Source organism: Paenibacillus sp. J22FR5 (assembly GCF_059691975.1).
Genome location: NZ_JCAUAN010000002.1, coordinates 502,460 through 524,053 on the forward strand (window position 1 = coordinate 502,460; position 21,594 = coordinate 524,053).

Sequence of the window (21,594 nt, forward strand, 5' to 3'; positions counted from 1 at the left end):
ATGTCGAACAAAATCGTTGGCGGAAGCTTTGTCATATCAGATCTTGATTTTCATTCTATCGTAACGCCTGAGGATTTCACCGAAGAGCATCGCATGATTGCAGAAACAACGCGTGACTACGTGAATGGCGAAGTCCTGCCGAATGACGAACATCTGGAGAAACTTGATTATGATTTAACCGTAAAGCTAATGCGCAGTGCTGGTGACCTCGGGTTGCTTGGTGCGGATGTGCCGGAAATTTACGGCGGTCTTGGCTTGGATAAGGTGAGCTCCACGATTATTAGCGAAAATTTAGCGCGAGCGTCGTCATTTGCTTTATCGATTGGCGCACATGTCGGCATCGGAACACTGCCTATCGTTTTCTTCGGTACGCCTGAACAGAAGAAAAAGTATTTACCTGACCTTGCCACCGGTGCTAAGATTGCTGCCTATTGCTTAACGGAACCGACGTCGGGATCGGATGCCCTTGGTGCGAAAACAACTGCTAGACTTTCTGATGACGGGAAGCACTATCTGTTAAACGGCTCCAAACTCTATATTACGAATGCCGGTTTCGCTGATATTTTTATCGTATACGCGAAGATCAATGGAACGGACTTCACGGCGTTTATCGTAGAGAAAGGCGATCCTGGCTTTACAATGGGCCCCGAGGAGAAAAAGATGGGGATTAAAGGCTCCTCAACGCGTCCTTTATTTTTCGAGGATGTGAAAGTGCCTGTCGAAAACCTGCTCGGAGAAATCGGGAAAGGTCATCTCATCGCTTTTAACATTTTGAACATTGGTCGGTATAAATTAGCTGTAGGCTGTCTAGGTGCTTCTAAAGAAACGATTGAGCTTGCAGTCAAATATGCGAATACGCGTCAGCAATTCCAGACACCGATCTCAAGGTTTCCATTGATTGGTAAAAAGTTGGCAGAGATGAACATTCAAACGTATATCCTTGAAAGCATGGTATACCGTACGACGGGCCTTTTTGATAACATTCTTAAGGATATTGACCACACAAGTCCAGATGCAGGGAAAACGTCAGCCAAGGGGATTTCTGAATATGCGCTGGAATGCTCCATTAATAAAGTGTTCGCTTCGGAGGTACTAGACTTCGTTGCGGACGAAGGACTGCAAATTCATGGCGGATACGGGTTCATCCAAGAATATAAAGTTGAGCGTATCTATCGCGACTCACGGATTAATCGGATTTTCGAGGGTACGAATGAAATTAATCGGTTGCTCATTCCTGGTACACTTGTGAAGAAAGCGATGAAGGGTGAGCTGCCTTTGCTGCAAAAAGCGCAGGAACTGCAAGGCGAGCTGCTATCTTATATGCCGGGGCAAACGTTCGAAGGCCTTCTTGCGGAAGAAGCGCATCTAGTCACGATGGCGAAGAAGGTTTTCCTCATGGTAGGTGGGCTTGCTGTTCAGAAATATGGCATGGCGCTTGAAAAAAACCAAGAGATTTTGAGCAACCTAGCGGATATCATGATTCAAATATTTGCAGCAGAAAGCGGTCTTCTGCGCACACAAAAGCTTATTCACAAGCTTGGTGAAGGGAAGGCGCATAACGCGATTCAACTTACAACGGTATTTGTTCATGAAGCTTTTGACAAAATAGAGGCATATGCGAAAGAAGCGCTCAGTACGATGGAAGAAGGAGATGTGCTTCGGACTCAACTATCCTTACTAAAAAAACTGTCTAGACGGAGCAGTGTCAATACGGTGGGGTTGAAGCGTGACATCGCCGCACGTGTAATTCAGGGTGAGAAGTTCATCGGATAAAATATCGATGTCATGAACCTGAAGGGGATGGTTTTGTATGAGGGAGACAAAGCCTTGGCTGCGTCATTATCCAGCGGAAGTGGCGCCGACTTACGAGTATCCGAAACATAATCTAGCACGTCTGTTGGTTGATTCCGCAAATCAATTTCCCGAACGGCCTGCCTTGTATTTCTTGGGGAAAAAGCTATCGTATCGCGAATTGCTTCAAGCGTCCTATCAATTTGCACATGTGCTGACAGATCTTGGGGTACGACCTGGAGAACGGGTGTCGATCATGCTGCCGAATTGTCCTTCGGCTATTATCGCGTATTTCGGTACGTTAATGATGGGCGGGATTGTTGTCATGACGAATCCGTTGTATGTGGAGAGAGAGCTGATTCATCAGCTCTCTGATTCAGAAGCAACGGTGATAGTAACGTTAGATCTGCTGTTCGATCGTGTACAGAAGGCAAAAGCAAGAACATTTATCCGCCATGTGATTGTGACATCGATTAAGGACTATTTACCGTTTCCGAAAAATCTTTTATACCCGATTAAAATGAAAAAGGATGGCGCTAAGCTGGATGTCACCTATGGTGATGGTGTTTATGCGTTCAAGAAATTAGTGCATGCTGCTGCCAAAACGCCTATTTGTGTGGATGTAAGCGCCGATGAAGATATTGCGCTGCTCCAATATACAGGAGGAACCACGGGACTATCCAAAGGTGTGATGCTGACTCACACGAATTTAATTGCTAATACGTATCAGACGAGTCATTGGTGCTATCGTGTACAGCCTGAAGGAGATCGTTTCTTAGGAGCAATTCCTTGCTTCCATGTTTTTGGTTTGACTGTTCTTTTGAATCAAGCCATGTTTCGGGCGGGTATGCTAATCCTTATTCCGAAGTTCGATATTGATATGATTTTGGATACGATTCATACTTTAAAACCTTCCATTTTCCCTGGAGCGCCTACCATGTATGTGGCATTAATCAACCATAAGCGGGTGAAAGAGGTTGATATTTCCTCGATCAACGTTTGTGTAAGCGGTTCTGCGCCGCTGCCTTTGGAGGTTCAAGAACGATTTGAGTCATTGACCGGAGGTAAATTAATAGAAGGCTATGGGTTGACGGAAGCCTCCCCCGTTACGCATGCGAATCCGATCTGGGGTTTTCGGAAAATTGGGTCGATTGGTGTTCCTTTTCCGGATACGGATACGAAAGTGGTGGATTCTGCCTCGGGTGAAGAGTTGCCAATTGGTGAAATCGGTGAAATTATTATCAAAGGCCCTCAAGTCATGAAGGGCTATTGGAAGCGCGAGCAAGAAACGGCGATGACGATCAAAGACGGCTGGTTATATACCGGTGATATGGGACGCATGGATGAGGATGGCTTCTTTTCGATCGTTGACCGGAAGAAGGATTTAATCATCGCAGGTGGCTTTAATATTTATCCTCGCGATATAGAAGAGGTCCTCTATGAACATCCTGCCATTCTAGAAGCGGCTGTAGCCGGCGTTCCTGATGAGTACCGTGGAGAAACCGTGAAAGCTTTTATCGTCTTACGGGAAGGCATGACGCTTACTGAGAAGGAGTTGGACGTCTGGTGCCGGGAACGTTTAGCAGCTTATAAAGTGCCGCGTAAAGTTGAATTCCGGCAATCCCTGCCGAAGACGATGATTGGTAAGGTCTTGCGGCGTCAATTGTTGGAGGAAGAAGTGAAGAAGTGAAGGGTTTGACGATCATGCGTAGGGGCAGTCCTTACAAAGAAGGAGGGAGTCCAATGGATGATGGAAACGATCGTATAATCAGAAGATTGCAGCAGCTCGCCGCCGCAGCGGAGCCCACCTTCTGGGGTTATCTGGGCTGTGAATTTGTCAGTATGAAGGACGGTATTATTACAATTGCCCTGGATGCTAAGCCGCATCATTTGAATCCGATAGGTATGGTTCACGGCGGTGTCACGTCATCTCTATTGGATACTGCTATGGGGATAATAGCCATGGTAGCTAGGCCGGAGGAGAAGGTCGTAACGACGAATCTGAATGTGCATTTTGTATCTCCGCTTTATGCTGGACGGCTGCTGGTGACAGCAGAACTTGTCCATCAGTCACGTAAAATGATTACAGCGCAAGGTCGTGTCGAGGATGGTGAAGGGAATTTGGGGACGATGGGGACAGGATCGTTTCGTGTTATTTAGAGAAAACGTTTGAGCAATGGAGCCTTCATTACCACAATGGATGTGGTGGTGAGGGTTCTTCTATAATTCTAATGTCATATAATATTACATAACATTAATAAATTTCATGAAAATTTCATAAATTTTCTATTCATGTCATGTTTCATGACACAAATTCATTGACTGAAAGCATAAGGTCATCCTATAATCGTTTAAAAGGCATAGGGGGGAAGCACGATGCATCTTACCATTCGTGAAGCGTTAGCGATTTATCCGTTAACGGAAGCAAAGTTGGTCGCCGGGAAACAAGGGGAATCCCGTATCGTTAAATCAGTCAATGTGATGGACGCACCTGATATTGCGGATTGGACGAAATCGGGTGAGATGCTGTTCACAACCGCATTCGCGATGAAAGACAGCCCGCAAGAAACCGTGAACCTCCTGCGCAAATTAAATGACCGAGGAGCCGCAGGTCTAGGGATTAAGCTCGGGAGATTTTGGACGGAGCTGCCGCAAATTGTTATGGATGAGGCGGATCGCTTGCATTTTCCGATCATTGAGATGCCATTTCAATTTACTTTTTCGGATCAAATGAATGCACTTTTTAATGCGGAATATCGCCGGAACACAGAATTGCTGCAAACCGTACTCGAAAAGCAGAAGAAGCTGATGCAATTTGGGCTAAAGCAAGATAATATGCTCTCCATGTTTCAGCTCGTAAGCGAAATTCTAGGGTATCCCATGGCGGTCGTCGGTGCAAGAGGGCAAATTTTATATAATACTAGTTCATGGAGTCCGGATCAGTTAGCTCAAAATTGGCCGAAAAAACGTAAATCAGGTTGGGTTTACGCTGGGAAGGATCGGGCTTATCGCGTTGGCTTGCAGCAACAGGATGACGAGCCGCTTGGCCATTTGCTAATCATTCCTGATGCCCTGTTACTTGCTACCGTAGAGGAAGGTTTGTTCCAGCAAGCGGCTGATATTCTGACCTTTCATATGAATTATACGTTCCGATCGCATGTGGAAGCTTCAGCTGAGCGGGATATGCAGAATAACCTGATCCGCTACTTGGATAAAGGGACGTCCCTTGATGAGTTCATGGAACAAGCGGAAGAAAGAGGTTTATTCATATTCACGGGCGCCTATCAATGTGTCATCGGAAAGAGTAAGAAGGAGTCTCTGGTTGCGGAAACGACCAATGAGAAACTCAAAGAACTAAAGCAATACATGGAAGCTCATGCCAAATCAAGCAATTTGCGCGGACATCATTTTATTCTGAAGGATCAGATGTTCTCGATCTATTCCACAACACAAGCGGATGGCTTTCCAGAAGAAGAGCTGTCGCAACTATTAAGTAAATATGAAGGAGATGCAGGAAGGGCATCAGATCCAGATAGCATGGTGTTCTATACTTCAGCTCTGAAAGTGAAGCCAACGGCACTTCGTGAAGCGTACTTAGAATGTGGTGAGACACAAAGGATGGCGGAGAAGCTCTGTTTGCCAGATCGGGTTCTCCATTATGAGACGATCGAGTTCGCTCATCTCTTTCAGCATTTGTCTTCTCCAATGATGGAAGATTACTGTGCCAAGATTTTACGTCCTCTCTTAGAGAAGGATCCAGAGTACTCGCAAGAGATGATTCGAACACTTGAAGTATTTATTCGAAATGATGGCCAAGTAAGCGAAGCGGCTAAGCAATTATTCATTCATCGTAATACGGTTACGTACCGGTTAGAGAAAATTAGTGATCTTTTGCAAGTGGATTTCAAAAAAGTAAATGATCTATTGAAACTGAAGGCTGTCTTCTTATTCCGTCAGTTCCTGCATGTGAGATCTTAAATACACCAAACCCTCTGTTGCCAGTTGGCGCGAAGGGTTTTTTTGTAAGTGAGCCTCCTAAACAGGAGTATCAGATATAGCCTAGGTCTACTTGAGAGCCCGAGCCCGACCGAGCGGCTATTAGCGCCAGTTAAGAGCGGTTGACCACTCTTATTCCGCCAGCTTGTCTATTAAATGACGGAATAGAAGTGGTTGACCACTTCTATGGGGCATCTGATGGCATCTGGAACGACAATCATAGCTCGTTAAGAGCGGTTGACCACTCTTATTCCGCCAGCTTGTCTATGCAATGACGGAATAGAAGTGGTTGAACACTTCTATTGGATATCTGAGCCCGATCGAAGGGCACCATGACAATATGTAGGTAAACTCAGCGTGGGTTAACGACAACATCTATCTATTCGTATGGCTATGAACATAGATAGACTTATGCTGTCAACTGGAATTTAACCTGTAAAAAATATGAAGATTCCTATGCTACTCCATTTGAAAAACTTAAAAGACAGCTTAGAGTAAGAAAATGAGTTTGTACTTCTTAGATATGTTCTGACAGACCAAGACCATGTAGAGACAGCCTCAGCTCTCGGTAAGGCCTCTTCCGAGAGTTAGTTGCATATGCCAAGTCGTTACCTTATAATTTTGAGGAGTAAGTAGAGAAAGGAGATGTGAAACATGTCTGTTTGGAAAGAGTTAACTACGTTAACAGAATGGCAGGAAGTGCTTGATCGTTCCATCGAAAAGCCTGCTGTTATTCTTAAGCACAGTACAACTTGTCCAGTAAGTGCAAGCGCGCTTGATGAATATGAACAATATTTATCTGGTACACACAATGAGGCTGTTGATTATTTCTTAGTGAAAGTCATTGAGTCACGTCCGGTTTCTAATCAAATCGCAGAGGACCTAGGTATCAAGCATGCTTCCCCGCAAATTCTTTATTTCAAAAATAAGGAATCCATTTGGAATACATCGCACTGGTCTGTAACGAACAAACATATGTCCGCGGTTTTGGACTAATTCTGTAACGAAAGCCCTTCGTTTTGCCTATGTGAAATAGGTGAAACGGAGGGTTTTTCTTGTTTTCAATTAATTGAACATTGACCAAAAAAGATTGGCAATCCGATCATCCTCCTATATACTTATTTGACGACAACAAGAAGCGATCTGATACATAAGGAGTTATTTACCATGAATGCCATGAATAAAACGAAAATTCCCATTCCAATCTTCCTTTTGATCGGTATTATAGCGATATCATTTTCCTCTATTTTTGTAAAATGGTCGGACGTTTCGGCTTCTGTGATCGCCATGTATAGGCTGCTAATGACCAACGTGTTAATGCTGCCTTTTCTGTGGAATTATCGTAACGAGTTTGCGAGAATCAAACTGAGAGACTGGCTTCGTACAGCTGTTTCGGGTATTGCGCTTGGTTTGCACTTTTTATTTTGGATGGATTCGCTGCGCTATACGACGGTAGCCAGTTCGACTGCAATTTTGACGCTTGAGCCGATCTTTGTACTTATTGGAGCCTTTCTACTTCATGGCGTTCGGACAAGTCGTACCGCATTAATTGCGATGTGTATTGCGATTGTTGGAGCGATTTGCATCGGGTGGGGCGATTTTCAATTTTCCGGAGAAGCGCTCAAAGGGGATGTATTGTCTTTCGTAGGGACGATCGCGGTTGCGTTACATATGTTACTTGGCAAAAGCTTGCGCGAGCGCATCTCAGCGTATGTGTACAGTTTTCTCGTGTTCCTTTTTGCGGGGCTAACGCTTGCGGTTACGAATGTTTACTCTGGTGAATCGTTCACAGGCTATCCGTTGAAAGAATGGGCGATCTTTTTCCTCCTAGCCTTCGTGTCTACGATTTTTGGACACTATGTGTTTAACTGGTTGTTGAAATATATGAAGGCCTCATCGGTATCCATGACCGTACTTGGCGAGCCGCTTGGCGCCTCTATTTTAGCCTATTTCTTGCTAGGTGAAACGATTACGACGATGCAGTTGTGGGCTGGCTGTTTGCTATTAATTGGTGTTGCGTTGTTTTTGCGTAGTAATGAGAAGCCATAAACTTCTTATTCTTTTTAATTGAACAAAGGTTAATAATTTCAGGATGATTATAAGCCTCAAATGATCGCAAAAGGCGATAAAACGAGAAAAAATAGTCCTTCGATCTGGGCGAATTACCGCATGGTGATGCGTGATAAGACGTTTATGATTTTCACAATCGCTTCGTTGCTGTTAGTTTCAGTGGAGTTTCATCTTGGTAATTATGTGGCAGTTCGTTTGGGGAAAGAGATGGTGGATACGCCGCTACTCCCGTGGGTAACCGAAGGTTGGCGGATTGATGGCCTTAAAATGCTAGGTTTTATGCGTACGGAGAATACAGTGCTCGTGGTTGTTCTCTCTGTCTTTATGGGGGTTCGCATGCGCAGGTGTTCTGACCGGAAAGTGCTATTCATCGGATATGCTTGCTATATTGCGGGGTATAGCTATCTGGCTTACAGCAACCAACCTGGACTGCTCTTGCTTTCGATGCTGATTGCCACCGTTGGTGAACTGATGTATGTGCCGATTAAGCAAGCTTACCTCGGCAACCTGGCACCCGACCATGCGCGCAGCTCCTATATGGCCTTATTTGGCATGGTATATAGAGGAGCTACGTTTCTAGGCGGGCTCGGGGTTATCCTTGGCGGTATGCTGTCATCGTGGTTAATGGCTTCAATGATTGCGGTTAGCGGGTTAATCGGTATGGGCTTGTTTTTTACGATTCTTGCACAGCTGGAAGAACGGAAAAATGGTCATTTTGCAGCTTCAAATTCTGCTTTGATTGATGCTAATAAGGCAGGTTTGGAAAGTACTTCATAAGCCGTGTACGCAAGTGCTTTGGCCGTAAAGAGCATGCTGTCCAAAGCAGGCTCTGTCATAGCGAGATCACGGAATTCCTTCGTATGAAGCAGGTGTCGTTCATTCACAACCTTCACAAATGGGTGGATGGTTGGACATTGGGTGGAGACATTGCCAAGATCCAAGGAACCGTGGTCTTTGCCGATTTCAATTTCTTTCGGATCGATGCCAAGCTCAAACAATTGATCAGTGAACACGCCCGATAAGGCTTCGTTTGTACGAAGTTCATCGTAGGAATACTCATAGAACGATGTTTTCAATGTGCAGCCAGTTTGAAGTGCCGCGCCTTCTGCACAGTGCAGGACCTTTTGTACCAGCTCATTCGTGTAGGTACGGGTAGCTGAGCGGACGTAAAATCTGGCAACCGCATAATCCGGTATGATATTCGGTGCTTTACCGCCTTCACTGATGATCCCGTGAATGCGGGCATCGGTCTTGAGCTGCTGGCGAAGCGCATTGATGCTGTTGAATAGCTGCAATACCGCGTCGAGCGCATTGATGCCTTCATAAGGTTGTGCCGCGGCATGAGCGGAACGGCCGAAGAATTCGTATTCGATGGCATCCATAGCCAGCGATTCGCCTGATTTTTCATACGAGTGATAAGGATGCGCCATAAGGGCGATGTCGACGTCTCGGAAAAGTCCTGCAGCTGCCATGGGGACTTTGGCACCCTTGGTTTCTTCAGCTGGTGTTCCATAGACACGGATGCTGCCGCCGGTTTCATTTAGAACCGATTTGAGGCCAATAGCAGCCCCAATGCTCATCATACAAATGAGGTGGTGACCGCAGGCGTGACCGAGGTCAGGGAGTGCGTCATACTCAGCCATGAAGGCTACAACGGGACCTGGCTTTCCGGAGTCATAAGTTGCGATAAAAGCCGTAGGAATATCTAAGACACCACGTTCAATTGTAAAATCATGAAAGGCTAATTCTTCCGTTAATCGAGCAAATGCAAGGAATTCTTCATGTCCAAGTTCTGGGTTCGCCCCGATGAAGCGGGAGATGTCTTTGAATCTTGCTGCGTTACATTCTATGGTTTGAGATATGATTGATTTCATAAGTTGTCTTCTCCTTTGTTGAATGGTTCTTAACTCCATTGTAGTATAAAGAAGCGAGAACTACCAAATGCAAGCTCGTTACGCGATAAGCATGATCATTCGTGATCTTATGAAAGTGGAGGAATAGACGATGATGAAATATGGGGCAGAGCACGAGGAACACCGATTTAGCTTATCCTTTCTTGAAGAGGATAGCCGCGGTCAATGGCGGGACATTTTCTTAGGTATCCATATGGCTGAAGGGGAAGAGCTCCCTGAAGGTCTACTTGCACCATCCATTCTTGTTATTTGCAATACAGTCAGCGAGATTGTGCAAATTGTCCTGCACGATGAAGGCTGTGATAGTGAATTCCAATTCACGTATGCGGAGAAGGCACAAATCGAAGATTATGTTAGTCAGCTTGTAAGCGCCAAAAAAACGACGAATGAACCCGTATAGGTATCCCTTCCCAAACTGGGCGGTGGCGCATATAGTAATATACGTCACGCTTTAGGGAGAGGATAGCGATGGAAAAAAGAATTCAATATTTGGCGTTTGGTGATTCTTTAACCGTTGGTTATGGTGCTGAGGAAGGTCAAGGCTTCGTGTCAATCTACCGACAATGGTTAGAAAGCATGCTCCAAGTACCTGTAGCTTTGCAGCATGCAGGCACGAATGGAGCTACGACAGCACAATTGCTGGAGACGATAGAATCCGATCCGCAAATTCGTAAAGCGATCCAGGAAGCGACTCTCATCACCATTACAGCAGGCGGGAACGATTTGATTCAAGCGGCAATTCCATTTTTCTATGATGGAGACAATTCGATTCTCAAGAAGGCGCTTCATACCTATGAGTCCAATTATAAGAAGCTCATCAATGAAATTAAGAAGCTGCGTAAAGGCATTCAGGCCCCGTATTTAATCGCCATTATTGGTTTATATAACCCACTGCCACAGGTACCAGATGCAGCCTATTGGGTGCAACGTTTTAACTTATTTCTGAGGAAACTAGAACAGCCTCATATCCAAATTGTTCAAGTCTATGATGCATTTGTCGGTCAAGCGGCGCGCTTTTTGTCTGAAGATGCAATTCACCCTAACCAACTTGGTTATGAGAAAGTTGCTAATCAATTAGAGGTCACCGTATCCTTGCAGCAGCTTCAGCAGTTGTTTGTCTAGGATGAACCTATCTGACATAATCAAAAACCGAAATGAAATGACAGGCGCTGCCAGCCAGCACGAATAAGTGCCATATGGCATGGTGATAGGGGATGCGCCTCCATACATAGAAAATCGAGCCAAGTGTGTAAAGTAAGCCACCTACAACTAGCCAAACTATGCCGCCTAGAGGCAAATGAACATAGAGCGGCTTAAATGCGAGAACGATTAACCATCCCATTACGATATAGCATAAGGTTGAAACCAGGATGAATCTTTTTACGTAAAATAGCTTCAAAACAATGCCGATGAGGGCTAAGCCCCAAATGACGCCGAAGTAGGTCCAGCCAAGAGTTCCCCGTAACGTAACGAGTAAATAAGGGGTGTAACTTCCAGCGATTAACAAATAAATGGCCGAGTGGTCGAGAATTTCGAAGACATCTTTTATTTTCGCATTCGTGATACTGTGGAGCAGTGTAGAGCATGTATACAGAATAACAAGCGCTGTACCAAAGATGCTAAAGCTGACGATGTGCCAAGCATTTCCGTGCAAGCACGCTTGAACAATGAGCAGCACAAGTGCTGCCAGGCTGAGCACGACGCCAATTCCGTGCGTACACGCATTTGCTTTCTCTTCTTTCAAGGAGTATTGCATATTAAACCCTACTTTCTTTTGCAGAATAACAATTCCTTCTATAGATTGGACGTTGAAACCATGTATTTACCTTCATTTCAACTAAATAATAAAGTTGCACTTGTGACGGGGGCTGGCAGAGGTATTGGACGGGCACTTGCCGTTGGCTTAGCAGAAGCAGGAGCTGATGTCGCCATATTCGCTCGAACGGCATCCGATCTGGAAGACGTAGCGCAGGAAATCCGCGCATTAGGCAGACAAGCCTATCCATTTACTGTGGATGTTACCAATCGTGAACAAATCGAACAAGCGGTTGAAGCCATCATTGCACAGACTGCTCGCATTGATATTCTCATCAATAACTCTGGTATGAACATCCGCAGCCAGGCTTTGGCTGTCACGGATGAAGAGTGGGACACGATTATGCAGACGAACTTGAAATCCGCATTTTTGTGCTCACAAATTGTCGGCCGCCATATGAAGCAGCGTGAATATGGGCGAATTATCAATATCGCCTCGGTTGCTGGACAGGTTGCGCTCCGTACTGGTGTCGTCTATGCTGCAACGAAAGCAGCCATGATCCAGATGACGAAAGTACTCGCCCTGGAATGGGGAAAATATGGCATCTTGGTGAATGGCATTGGTCCGTGGTATTTCAAAACACCACTGACGGAGAACATTTTGAGTCAGCCCGATTATTTAGCCGAAATAATAGCAAGAACTCCACTGCGTCGAGTAGGTGAGCTTGAAGAGCTAGTCGGTCCAGCTGTATTCTTGGCTTCCGATGCGGCTAATTATGTCACAGGCCAAACGCTATTCGTGGATGGCGGGATGACAATTTACGGATTTTAGCGAAATTTGTCTAAAATTGCAGGATTGATCTTTTTTAGTCGTTCTATTTTACTGTATACAAATTTGAACGAATGATAGATATACTTATTTTAAAGGCAACATGTAGATAAGGTGGTAGGATCGGATGTCACGTGTTCGTATTTTTACTGATAGTACGTGTGATTTGAGTGAAGAAATTTTGCAACGCTACCAAATCGAGATCGTACCCTTATATGTGATATTTGAGGAACAATCGTATCGGGATCGCGTTAACATAAACGCTGGGCAGCTGTTTGACTTTGTGACACATACGGGGAAGCTGCCCAAAACAGCTGCGCCATCGCCAATTGACTTTGAGAAGGCATTTGCCCCATGGATCGAGGCAGGAGAGGATATTGTTTATATTGGGCTATCCTCAGAATTATCGTCCACTGTCCAGAATGCAATTATTGCAGCAAATAGTTTTCCGGCTGGTAGAATTAGGGTGATCGATTCTCGAAACCTATCAACGGGTATTGGCGTACTAGTAGTTAAGGCTGCGCAAACTGCATTAGAAGGACGAAGCCAATCTGAGATTGTAGCGATCGTTGAGCCTTTAAAGAGCAAAATCGAAGTGTCGTTCATTATTGATACATTAGAGTATTTACATAAAGGCGGCAGATGCTCGAGTGCACAAGCTTTCATTGGGAGTTTGCTCAAGATTAGACCTATCGTCAAAGTCATAGACGGCGCTATGCAGCTAACGGACAAAGTTAGAGGTAAACGAGAAAAAGCGCTGAACCAACTGCTCGAAAATGCATTGGCGTTCAAAGATGAAATGGATACAGAATTTATGTTCATCACACATGCGCAAGCATCCGAGGAAGCTGAATACATTAAACGGCAATTTGAATTGCATACAAACGTGAAAAACATCTATTTAACGGAAACCGGTTGCGTCATTTCAAGCCACTGTGGACCTCATACGGTAGGTATTATTTTCGCCAAAAAATAAGAAATGAGTGGACATTCATGACGACAATCAAGATTATCACCGATAGCAGCTGCGACCTTCCGAGAAGTACTGTGGATGAAATAGGCGTAGGGATCGTTTCCTTGTCCGTTCAGTTTGGCGAGGAATGTATGTCGCCAGATATGGAACTTGCCGATTTCTATGCAAGAATGAAGCGAGAGAGCGCGTTGCCAAAGACCTCTAGCCCTGCACCTGGTCATTTCCTGGGTGAATTTAAGAAGTCGGGACCCGATCAGGATATTCTGGTGATTTGTCTCTCATCGGCGTTAAGCTCTACGTACCATCACGCGGTTATGGCGAAAGAGATGCTGTTGGAAGATGGCTTTACAGGCAGAATTGAGGTTATTGATTCTAAAACAACCTCACTCGGATTAGGTGTTCTCGTGTATCAAGCCGCTCGGATGGTTGCAAGTGGAATGGCATATGAGTCAGTTATAGCTTCGATTCAACAAGCGGTAACGAACGCGGGGACTTTTTTTTTCCTAGACACACTTGAAAATGTCATCAAAGGCGGAAGACTCGATAGAGTGCGTGGTGCTGTGGCGTCTGTTTTGAATATAAAGTTGCTCATGAAAGCTAGCGAAGAAGGCGCGATTGAAGTTGTTGAGAAAATTCGCGGCACGCAGCAAGCCTTGAAGCGGTTAATCTCGTATCTCGGTGATAAAGAGCATGATTACGAGAAAGACGTCATAGCGATTGCGCACAGTAATTGTGAAGCGAGGGCGCGTGAATTCATGGCTCAGCTATTGGAAAAGCATCCGTTTCGCAACGTATTGTTCTCCAATATGGGCACTGTGATTGGTAGCTACGCAGGCGAAGGCGGCGTATTGGTCGCTTACTAAGATGGGTAAAAAGACACCTATTTCCGGATCCTTGTGATCTGAGAATAGGTGTCTTTTTATATCCATGTAAAACTTAGGATGGAAAAGCCATTGTTGTGATATCTGAATCGTCTGTTGTGACGAGCGGCGACATATCCCCCGTCACGAGCAGCCAGAGTTCATGCAGAGCACGTGTGCATCCCACATAGAGCAGCTTTGCATCCATGAGCGTGGTTTCATAGTGCTCCGCAGTAACATCCATCAGAATAACCGCGTCGAATTCTAAGCCTTTAGTTAAATAAACAGGCAGTACGGAAATGCCGCCGCGATAGACGCGCTGCTTGGAGGTGATCAGATTCGTCTCGATACCGAGAACGGTCAAAGCTTCATGCAGCTCTTGCGCTTGTTTCTCGGTACGCGCCACAACAGCAATGGTGCTGGAAGTACCATTTTGTAAACTTTTGATCGCCTTTTGCAGCAGCGGCAGTCGCTCTTTGGGCTCTGTTTGTAGTACGCGGACTTTGTTCCCGCTGCGGAAGACAGGAACTGCAAGCAAGGGGTTGCTAACACCGCGCTGAAGCACCAGATTGGCAAATTGAATGATTTCCATTGTCGAACGATAGCTTCGTTCAAGCTCGAAATATCCGTTTTCTTCCGCTTGGAACAAACTGGAAAATTCTTTCCAATCTTGAATGCCTTGATAAGCATGAATCCCTTGCGATAAATCGCCTAGAATGGTGAAGGAACTATTTCGCGTATACGCATCTAATACCGCCACTTGGAATGGGGAGAAGTCCTGCGCCTCATCAATGACAACATGATCGAATAGTCGTTCCGATGAAATGCCATGAAGTCGCGTGTGGATGTAGAGAAGAGGAGCAAGATCCTCAAGCTGCACTTCCTTCTTCTTAAAAAGCTTCGCAGATGAGGTCACGATAGATTCTGGTATGCCTTGAAGGAGATCGGCTGGCAGGCTGTCTGGTCGACCTTTGTCAGTGAACAGCATTTTGTAAAAGGAAAATGCTGTATACTCGGGCCAGCCTGTAAGGTAGGTGCGTAGTTTTTGAGCTGATTTCTTCTTCAGCTCCTTCTTCAGGCTTTGTTCCCAAACTTTATCGAGCTGCATCTCCATCCAACGCTTGATACGTGCGACAACACGTTCACGGCGTTTGATCATCGGGTAATGCTTGTTCTCGACGAAGAACCATTCTCGTATGGTGGCGATGGGAAGCTTAACCCCGTCCCAAGGCGAGAAGTCGGCTTTGGGAACATAGGTCTCTTCAATACGGTTCATACAGTCATCCAAGAAGTGCTTGAAGGCGATAGCTCCCTTGAAACGGCCTGGTGCTTGATCGTCAACCGGAGGTCGTTTGCTTCCGAGGGCGAACCAGCGCTGCAGCGTGTGCTCTTGATCTGCGATTTGCACTTCATTGTCAAGCACATTCAACGCCCAATCGGTAAAGGTGCTTTGCTGAATATTGCCGACGCCGAGCTCAGGTAATACGCCCGATATATAGTCCAAGAACATCGAGTTGGGCGCGAATATAATCATGCGTTCCGCTCGGACTTGTTCGCGATATTGATAGAGAAGGAATGCGAGTCGGTGTAGGGCTACCGTCGTTTTACCGCTTCCGGCGACCCCTTGGATAATGAGTGCAGTGTTCTTTGCGGCACGGATAATCCGATCTTGCTCCGCTTGAATTGTGGAGACGATATCACGCAGCTTGTTATCTTTATTTTCGCCCAATCGGTAGAGTAAGAACTCGTCACCGACGGAGAGAGAGTCTTCATTTCGGTCGTATGTATCTACAACACGCTGGAGAATTTGCTTGCGCACAACAAGGTTTCGCTTCAGATAGACCAGCCCGTCGACAAGGCCGTCAGGCGAATCATAAGAAGCGGCGTCCAAGCCACCTGTGAAAGAATAGAACAGGCTTGCAACTGGAGCGCGCCAATCAATGACGAGAAGGTGACCTGTGCGCTCGTCTTCAACACCAGCTTTACCAATATAAAGCGGTACAGGTGATCCAGCACCCGTTTCTTCGAAGTCAAGGCGGCCGAAATACGGTTCATCGATGGCTTTGGATAAATTGTGCCTGCCGTTCTCACGTAAAACTTCAAGGGCTTGCTCGGTTAAATCGGGACCGTAATAGACCGGAGTTGCTCTAAGGCGCTCCAGCTGTTTATCGATTTCCATATTCGTTTGTTCGAGCCTTTGAAGTTCTTCTTGATAGGCACTTTGAGTCTTTGTGTCCAAGATCAGTTACCTCCTAAGATCAGATGTTGTCTATTCATTTGTAATAAACAGGTAAACACTATAACACACCTGACTGGAGATAGAAAGCAATTCTGTAAAAAGAATTGCCTCACATTTGGGCTTCTGTGGAAAGGAATGGTATACTCAGATGGTATGTATATTATTAGATGGAGGCGAAGGGAATCATGTCTATTTATGATATCGAAGTCAAAACGATTACAGGTGAAAAACAAACTCTTTCAGCATTTAAAGGAAAGGCTCTGCTCATTGTCAACACAGCGAGTGCATGCGGTCTTACCCCGCACTTTAAAGGTCTCCAAGAGCTAAACGAGCAATACCAAGATAAAGGACTCGTTGTACTCGGTTTTCCTTGTAATCAGTTTGCCGGTCAAGAGCCAGGTACGAACGAAGAAATTCAATCCTTCTGTGAGCTTAACTACAAGGTGTCTTTCCCGTTGTTTGATAAAATTGATGTAAAAGGTGAGCATGCGCATCCTTTGTATACGTATCTGCTTAGCCATACACCTGAGCCATATCGTACAGGCGAGATTGAATGGAATTTCGTGAAATTCTTAGTTGATGCCAATGGTAATGTTGTGAAGCAATATAGTGCACGTACGGAGCCAGCGGATATTAGCGCAGATATTGAGTCTGTTTTAGCCTAAAGGAAGTAAGAAAGAAGGGAGGACGAGAAATGGGGTCACGAAACGGGTTTATTTATGCCCATCCAGATGATGAAACGTTCTTAAGCGGGTGCCTCATTCGCCGTTTTGCTGACGAAGGGAATGCACCAGTCTTGCTGTTAGCCACGCGTGGCGATGCAGGTAGACAAGGGTTAGAGCGTGCAAAGAATCGGCAAGAACTAGCTGAATTACGAGAAGAAGAGATGAATGTAGCAGCTGAAATCTTAGGGATTTCAAATGTTGAGTACTTAGGATGGCCTGACGGACAGCTGGATGAGGTTGATTTTCAGACATTGGTTGATGGCGTTATCTCGTTTATTCAGCGGTATGAAGTTGAGAACGTGTTTTCGTTTGCTGAGGATGGTGGCAACGGACATCGTGACCATATCGCCATTTCTAAAGCAACTACAGCAGCGGTACATAGCGGATCTTGTCCAAGTGTAAGGAAGCTGTATTATGCGGCATCTCCGCTTTTGCGAGCCCAAGGACATCAACCGTCGATCCTCGTTGATACGGAGACTCTGTGGACCGTAAAGGCTGCTGCGCTGAAAGCCCATCATACGCAGTGTGTGACCATTGGGAGATACTTTGGTAACTTAGTTGATTTTCCAGAAGAGAGACGCTGGGAAGCGTTTGTATTGGGGTGGAACGATGGCGTGTATTGGCCAATGCAAAACGAAGAACAGTTATAGGCATTGATGAAAGGGGGGGATGCGTATGCCCATTCATGCACGAATTGAAGCAATTCTTATTGCCGATGATCCATCGACATTCGTGTCAAGAGAGCTTGAACGGGTGGACCTGCGTTTCGGCGGGATGGAGGGCGATCGTCATTTTGGTATTTTCGCTAAAGCGGATGTACGACAGCCTATGTACAAGCGTGGTCAGGAGATCATGAATCGACGTCAACTCAGTATTGTTTCTGTGGAAGAGCTACAGGGAATTGCTGAGCGTATTGGTGTGGCAGAAATCAAACCAGACTGGTTAGGTGCCAATATTGTCGTGAGTGGTGTGCCAGAGTTAACCAAGCTGCCAATGGGCATCCGGATGTTGCTTCCAAGCGGCGGTGGGTTGGTGTGTGAAGGGGAGAATGAGCCTTGCTCGGGCCCAGGTCGTATCATTGCAAATCAATATGGCGATCCCCTGCTAACGAAGTTATTTATTCAAAGAGCACAGCAAGCACGAGGAATAGTCGCCTATGTCGAGCGCCCAGGCGAGATCAAGGTTGGCGATGTAGTAGAAATTCAAAATTAATTTTCAAATGTACCCCCAGAAACCGCATGGACATAACGAATGACCTTTGAGAGTAGGTCATTCATCGTTTCGAGGGGAGTGGAAGAATGTCACTTTGCAATTGTGATAAATGTGGGCGCGTATTCCTCACGAAATGGGAAACAAGGTGTACAAGCTGTTCACAGCTAGTTCTGAATGATTCACATAAAGTGAAGGATTTCGTCCGAGCCCATCCACGCGCGACACTCATTGAAATTTACCATCAAACAGGGGTCTCCCTGCAAACGATAAAAGAGTTAATGAGAGCATAGCTGTACAAAAAGGAGTTCCCTGCAATGCCCCATATGATAATTAGAGGTATGAGTGTACCGCAGATTCAATCGATCAGTACAATGCTTATTACCGAATTAGCGGAGGTCTGCTCTTGTGGAACAGACAATTTTATGTTGGAATGTCTACCTACCGTCTCCATTTTTCGAGGGGAGATATGCGAGAGCTATCCATTTATTGAAGTAGGTTGGTTCGATCGTGGGCAGGAAGTTCGTGATGCCTACGCACAAGTTTTAACGAAGCATATCTTGTCACTTGGCATACCTGAAGTGGAGATTGCGTTCAAGGTATACCAAGAAGATAGTTATTATTGGAATGGGAAGCTGGTCTAATGAGCTGAGTATTCTCAAAACCTCCAACTCCACTCAACAGTGGCTGTGGAGGTTTTTTTGCGTTTGTGATCCGTTCTGATGCAGGAACAGGAAATGTAGACGTTAAGGTCGCTCTCACGGATCACAGTGCGTGTACGTGGTTGCCGCATGTTCAACTGTGACTCTGCAGGGAAAAGTTTGGGAATCCGCTTTTTTTCATACCAAAAGTCATATTTCACACGATCGATATTGCAGGCTCTTATAAAGTGGGATACACTGAATCGACAGAATCTGATTTCCAACTATGTAAGGGGAATCACATGTTAGGAGCGATTTGCGGTTGAAGACATTAATTATTGCGGAAAAACCCGATATGGGGCGAAACATAGCTGCCGCAATAGAACCAAAAGCCAAAAATATGAGGTCTCACCTGGAAGGTGAGCAATATATCATCACTTGGGCCATCGGACATTTGATTGAGCTGGCTGAACCGGATCACTATGATGAAAAATATAAAAAATGGAATATCAATCATTTGCCGATCATTCCATCGGAGTTTAAATTGATTCCTAATCCGCGTACGTACGATCAACTGAAGGTGATTGCCGAGTTAGCGAAAAAATGTGACCATCTGGTTAATGCTTGCGATGCGGGGCGAGAAGGGCAGCACATTTTCTCCCTTATTCAACGCCATTTGGGGCTGCAGCAGCCTGTTAAGCGTTTATGGATCTCTGATTTAACGTCGGAAACGATTCGCAATGGCTTCGCAACCTTAAAAGATGGCGCGGAATACGAGAATTTGACTCGTGCCGCACGCTCGCGGAGTGAAGCGGATTGGTTGATTGGGATGAATGGGTCTCGCGCTTTTACGACCAAGCATAATGTCTTGCTTTCCGTAGGCCGCGTGCAAACGCCTGTCCTAGCGCTTATTTATGATCGTCAGAAGCAGATTGAGGCGTTCTCGTCGCTCAAATTTTATGAGCTGGAGGGTCACTTTGCGCAAGGTGAAACCGCATATCGAGGCATGTGGCAGGGGGAACGATTTACAGATGGCGAGAAAGCCGAAGCGCTTGCGGCTAAGGTAAAAGGGAAGCCAGCCCGGATTCAATCCTATGAAGTGAAGGAAACGAAAGAATTCCCATTTAAATTGTATGATTTGACCTTGCTGCAACGAGAGGCGAACGGGAAATATGCTTTCTCCGCCAAGAAAACACTGGATACGGCACAAGCCCTATATGAGAAGCATAAGGTGATTTCTTACCCAAGAACGAACTCCAACTATGTGACGGAGCAAAATATTCCGGACATGCATAAGGCGTTAAATGCCTTACAAGGTACGGCCTATCATGAACTCGTTCAAGGTGCTAATCGCAATCTTGTTCATATTAATAACAAATTCATTTGTAATCCAACCAAGGTAGAGGATCACCATGCCATTTTACCTACCAATAAAAAGGCTTCAGGCTTAAATCCAGATGAGCAAAAATTGTACGATCTCATCGTGAGACGGTTCCTTTCTCAATTTTACCCGCCTGCGGCCTACAAAGTTCATACGGTCATGACCGAGGTTGAACAAGAGATGTTCAAGACAACCGTCAAAGAATTGCTTTCTTTAGGCTGGAAAGTTATTTATGCGGATCAGAAGAAGGAAAAGGCGAAAGTCACGAAGGGAAAAGAAAAGGAAGACGATGAAGAGGAAGAGGTTGAGGTCAACGAGCCCTTTTCTATTGACTCACAAGGGGATGCTCTGTGCACGGATGCGATTGTGAAGGAGAAGGACACGCAGCCGCCCAAGCATTTCAACGAGGGCACCCTGCTGAAAGCGATGGAGAGTGCAGGTAAACAGATCGAGGATGAAGAGCTGCGTGATGCGATGAAAGACTCTGGTTTAGGTACGCCAGCAACCCGAGCGGCAACGATCGAACGGTTGAAGAAGGTCGGCTACATCGACATGCAAGGGAAGAAAATCATTTTGACTCAGAAGGGTAGAATGGTTGTTGAATTAATTCGTGGAGCGGGAATCGAGTTGCTGACATCACCTGAAATGACGGGCCAATGGGAACGCAGATTGAATGAAATCTCCCGTGGCACGGCCTCTGATGAGCAATTTATGCATAATGTTAAAAGGTTCGCGACGCTGATCGTGGATAAAGTAAGAAAGCAAGCGAGAGCTTCGAAAACGGATTTCGAGGGTGAAAATGCGCCAGAGGCTGGCGGTAAACGCGGCTCTGCCTCAGCGAAAACGGCATCACGCGGGGATAGCTCTGCTAAAGCCCCTTCTAAGAAGAAAACTCTTGCAGCCAAGCCTACCGGTGACGGGACAAGCACGTTCATTGCCACCTGTCCGAGACCTAGCTGCGGAGGCTCACTCTTTATGGGGCGTAAAGGCTATGGCTGCTCGCATTACAAGGAGGGCTGCAGCTTCGTCATCTGGAAAGAAAGCTTTGGACGAAGCTTAACCGATACGCAGGTACAAGCTCTTGTTTCAAAAGGGAAAACGTCGAAGCTGAAGCTCGTTCTTGCTGATGGGACGGAAACGGATGGGAAAATTGTGCTGATAGATGTCGCTACGGGTGCACTTGGCACGGAATGAATGGATGGAGGAACGGTT

The 21,594-nt window shown here is 45.7% G+C and carries 20 protein-coding genes; 17 read left to right on the plus strand and 3 right to left on the minus strand.

What is annotated here, in order from left to right; genetic code table 11:
* The 7 genes from AC58P7_RS05615 (at position 1) to AC58P7_RS05645 (ending at position 8,634) form a co-directional block, all read left to right on the plus strand.
* Positions 1-1,773, plus strand: coding sequence for an acyl-CoA dehydrogenase FadE (locus AC58P7_RS05615; RefSeq protein ID WP_497340650.1), 1,773 nt, complete (start codon positions 1-3; stop codon positions 1,771-1,773).
* Between the two features lie 37 nt (positions 1,774-1,810).
* The gene (locus AC58P7_RS05620; RefSeq protein ID WP_497340652.1) at positions 1,811-3,481 is read left to right on the plus strand and encodes a long-chain-fatty-acid--CoA ligase; all 1,671 of its coding nucleotides are present in this window, start codon (positions 1,811-1,813) and stop codon (positions 3,479-3,481) included.
* Between the two features lie 53 nt (positions 3,482-3,534).
* Positions 3,535-3,951 carry a PaaI family thioesterase gene (locus AC58P7_RS05625; protein WP_497340654.1) on the plus strand — a complete coding sequence of 139 codons (417 nt, stop codon included), beginning with the start codon at positions 3,535-3,537 and terminating at the stop codon, positions 3,949-3,951.
* Positions 3,952-4,167: 216 nt separating this feature from the next.
* A complete protein-coding gene (locus AC58P7_RS05630; protein ID WP_497340656.1) occupies positions 4,168-5,769 on the plus strand; it encodes a PucR family transcriptional regulator in 1,602 nt (533 codons plus the stop codon).
* A gap of 672 nt (positions 5,770-6,441) precedes the next feature.
* Entirely contained in the window at positions 6,442-6,783 is a 342-nt protein-coding gene (gene ytxJ, locus AC58P7_RS05635; protein ID WP_497340658.1) for a bacillithiol system redox-active protein YtxJ, read from the plus strand.
* 171 nt (positions 6,784-6,954) lie between these two features.
* On the plus strand, positions 6,955-7,836 hold the full coding sequence (locus AC58P7_RS05640; protein ID WP_497340660.1) for a DMT family transporter: 882 nt from the start codon (positions 6,955-6,957) through the stop codon (positions 7,834-7,836).
* A gap of 60 nt (positions 7,837-7,896) precedes the next feature.
* On the plus strand, positions 7,897-8,634 hold the full coding sequence (locus AC58P7_RS05645) for an MFS transporter (protein WP_497340662.1): 738 nt from the start codon (positions 7,897-7,899) through the stop codon (positions 8,632-8,634).
* Here the strand turns inward: AC58P7_RS05645 and AC58P7_RS05650 are convergent.
* Positions 8,568-9,731: a M20 family metallopeptidase gene (locus AC58P7_RS05650; protein WP_497340664.1), complete on the minus strand. Its 1,164-nt coding sequence runs from the start codon at positions 9,729-9,731 to the stop codon at positions 8,568-8,570. The genes AC58P7_RS05645 and AC58P7_RS05650 overlap by 67 nt on opposite strands.
* A gap of 130 nt (positions 9,732-9,861) precedes the next feature.
* On the opposite strand from AC58P7_RS05650, the gene AC58P7_RS05655 reads away from it, so the two are divergent.
* Both AC58P7_RS05655 and AC58P7_RS05660 read left to right on the plus strand, forming a co-directional pair.
* Positions 9,862-10,170, plus strand: coding sequence for a hypothetical protein (locus AC58P7_RS05655; RefSeq protein WP_497340666.1), 309 nt, complete (start codon positions 9,862-9,864; stop codon positions 10,168-10,170).
* Between the two features lie 68 nt (positions 10,171-10,238).
* The gene (locus AC58P7_RS05660; RefSeq protein WP_497340668.1) at positions 10,239-10,892 is read left to right on the plus strand and encodes a GDSL-type esterase/lipase family protein; all 654 of its coding nucleotides are present in this window, start codon (positions 10,239-10,241) and stop codon (positions 10,890-10,892) included.
* 7 nt (positions 10,893-10,899) lie between these two features.
* On the opposite strand, the gene trhA is transcribed toward AC58P7_RS05660, so the two are convergent.
* Entirely contained in the window at positions 10,900-11,526 is a 627-nt protein-coding gene (gene trhA / locus AC58P7_RS05665; RefSeq protein WP_497340670.1) for a PAQR family membrane homeostasis protein TrhA, read from the minus strand.
* 60 nt (positions 11,527-11,586) lie between these two features.
* Between trhA and AC58P7_RS05670 the strand changes: the two genes are divergently transcribed.
* The 3 genes from AC58P7_RS05670 (at position 11,587) to AC58P7_RS05680 (ending at position 14,190) form a co-directional block, all read left to right on the plus strand.
* The gene (locus AC58P7_RS05670; RefSeq protein ID WP_497340921.1) at positions 11,587-12,357 is read left to right on the plus strand and encodes an SDR family NAD(P)-dependent oxidoreductase; all 771 of its coding nucleotides are present in this window, start codon (positions 11,587-11,589) and stop codon (positions 12,355-12,357) included.
* A 124-nt stretch (positions 12,358-12,481) separates the two neighbouring features.
* Positions 12,482-13,330 carry a DegV family protein gene (locus tag AC58P7_RS05675; protein ID WP_497340672.1) on the plus strand — a complete coding sequence of 283 codons (849 nt, stop codon included), beginning with the start codon at positions 12,482-12,484 and terminating at the stop codon, positions 13,328-13,330.
* 17 nt (positions 13,331-13,347) lie between these two features.
* Positions 13,348-14,190: a DegV family protein gene (locus AC58P7_RS05680; protein WP_497340674.1), complete on the plus strand. Its 843-nt coding sequence runs from the start codon at positions 13,348-13,350 to the stop codon at positions 14,188-14,190.
* A 73-nt stretch (positions 14,191-14,263) separates the two neighbouring features.
* Here AC58P7_RS05680 and AC58P7_RS05685 read toward each other — a convergent pair whose 3' ends face one another.
* The gene (locus AC58P7_RS05685) at positions 14,264-16,426 is read right to left on the minus strand and encodes a HelD family protein (protein ID WP_497340676.1); all 2,163 of its coding nucleotides are present in this window, start codon (positions 16,424-16,426) and stop codon (positions 14,264-14,266) included.
* A gap of 185 nt (positions 16,427-16,611) precedes the next feature.
* Between AC58P7_RS05685 and AC58P7_RS05690 the strand changes: the two genes are divergently transcribed.
* The 5 genes from AC58P7_RS05690 to AC58P7_RS05710 all read left to right on the plus strand — a co-directional run bounded on the left by AC58P7_RS05690 (position 16,612) and on the right by AC58P7_RS05710 (position 21,576).
* Positions 16,612-17,091, plus strand: coding sequence for a glutathione peroxidase (locus AC58P7_RS05690; RefSeq protein WP_497340678.1), 480 nt, complete (start codon positions 16,612-16,614; stop codon positions 17,089-17,091).
* 29 nt (positions 17,092-17,120) lie between these two features.
* A complete protein-coding gene (locus tag AC58P7_RS05695) occupies positions 17,121-17,801 on the plus strand; it encodes a PIG-L deacetylase family protein (protein ID WP_497340680.1) in 681 nt (226 codons plus the stop codon).
* A 25-nt stretch (positions 17,802-17,826) separates the two neighbouring features.
* Positions 17,827-18,363, plus strand: coding sequence for an MOSC domain-containing protein (locus AC58P7_RS05700; RefSeq protein ID WP_497340682.1), 537 nt, complete (start codon positions 17,827-17,829; stop codon positions 18,361-18,363).
* 314 nt (positions 18,364-18,677) lie between these two features.
* Positions 18,678-19,004 carry a DUF1904 family protein gene (locus tag AC58P7_RS05705; protein ID WP_497340684.1) on the plus strand — a complete coding sequence of 109 codons (327 nt, stop codon included), beginning with the start codon at positions 18,678-18,680 and terminating at the stop codon, positions 19,002-19,004.
* 319 nt (positions 19,005-19,323) lie between these two features.
* Positions 19,324-21,576 carry a type IA DNA topoisomerase gene (locus tag AC58P7_RS05710; protein WP_497340686.1) on the plus strand — a complete coding sequence of 751 codons (2,253 nt, stop codon included), beginning with the start codon at positions 19,324-19,326 and terminating at the stop codon, positions 21,574-21,576.
* The last annotated feature ends 18 nt before the right edge of the window (positions 21,577-21,594 follow it).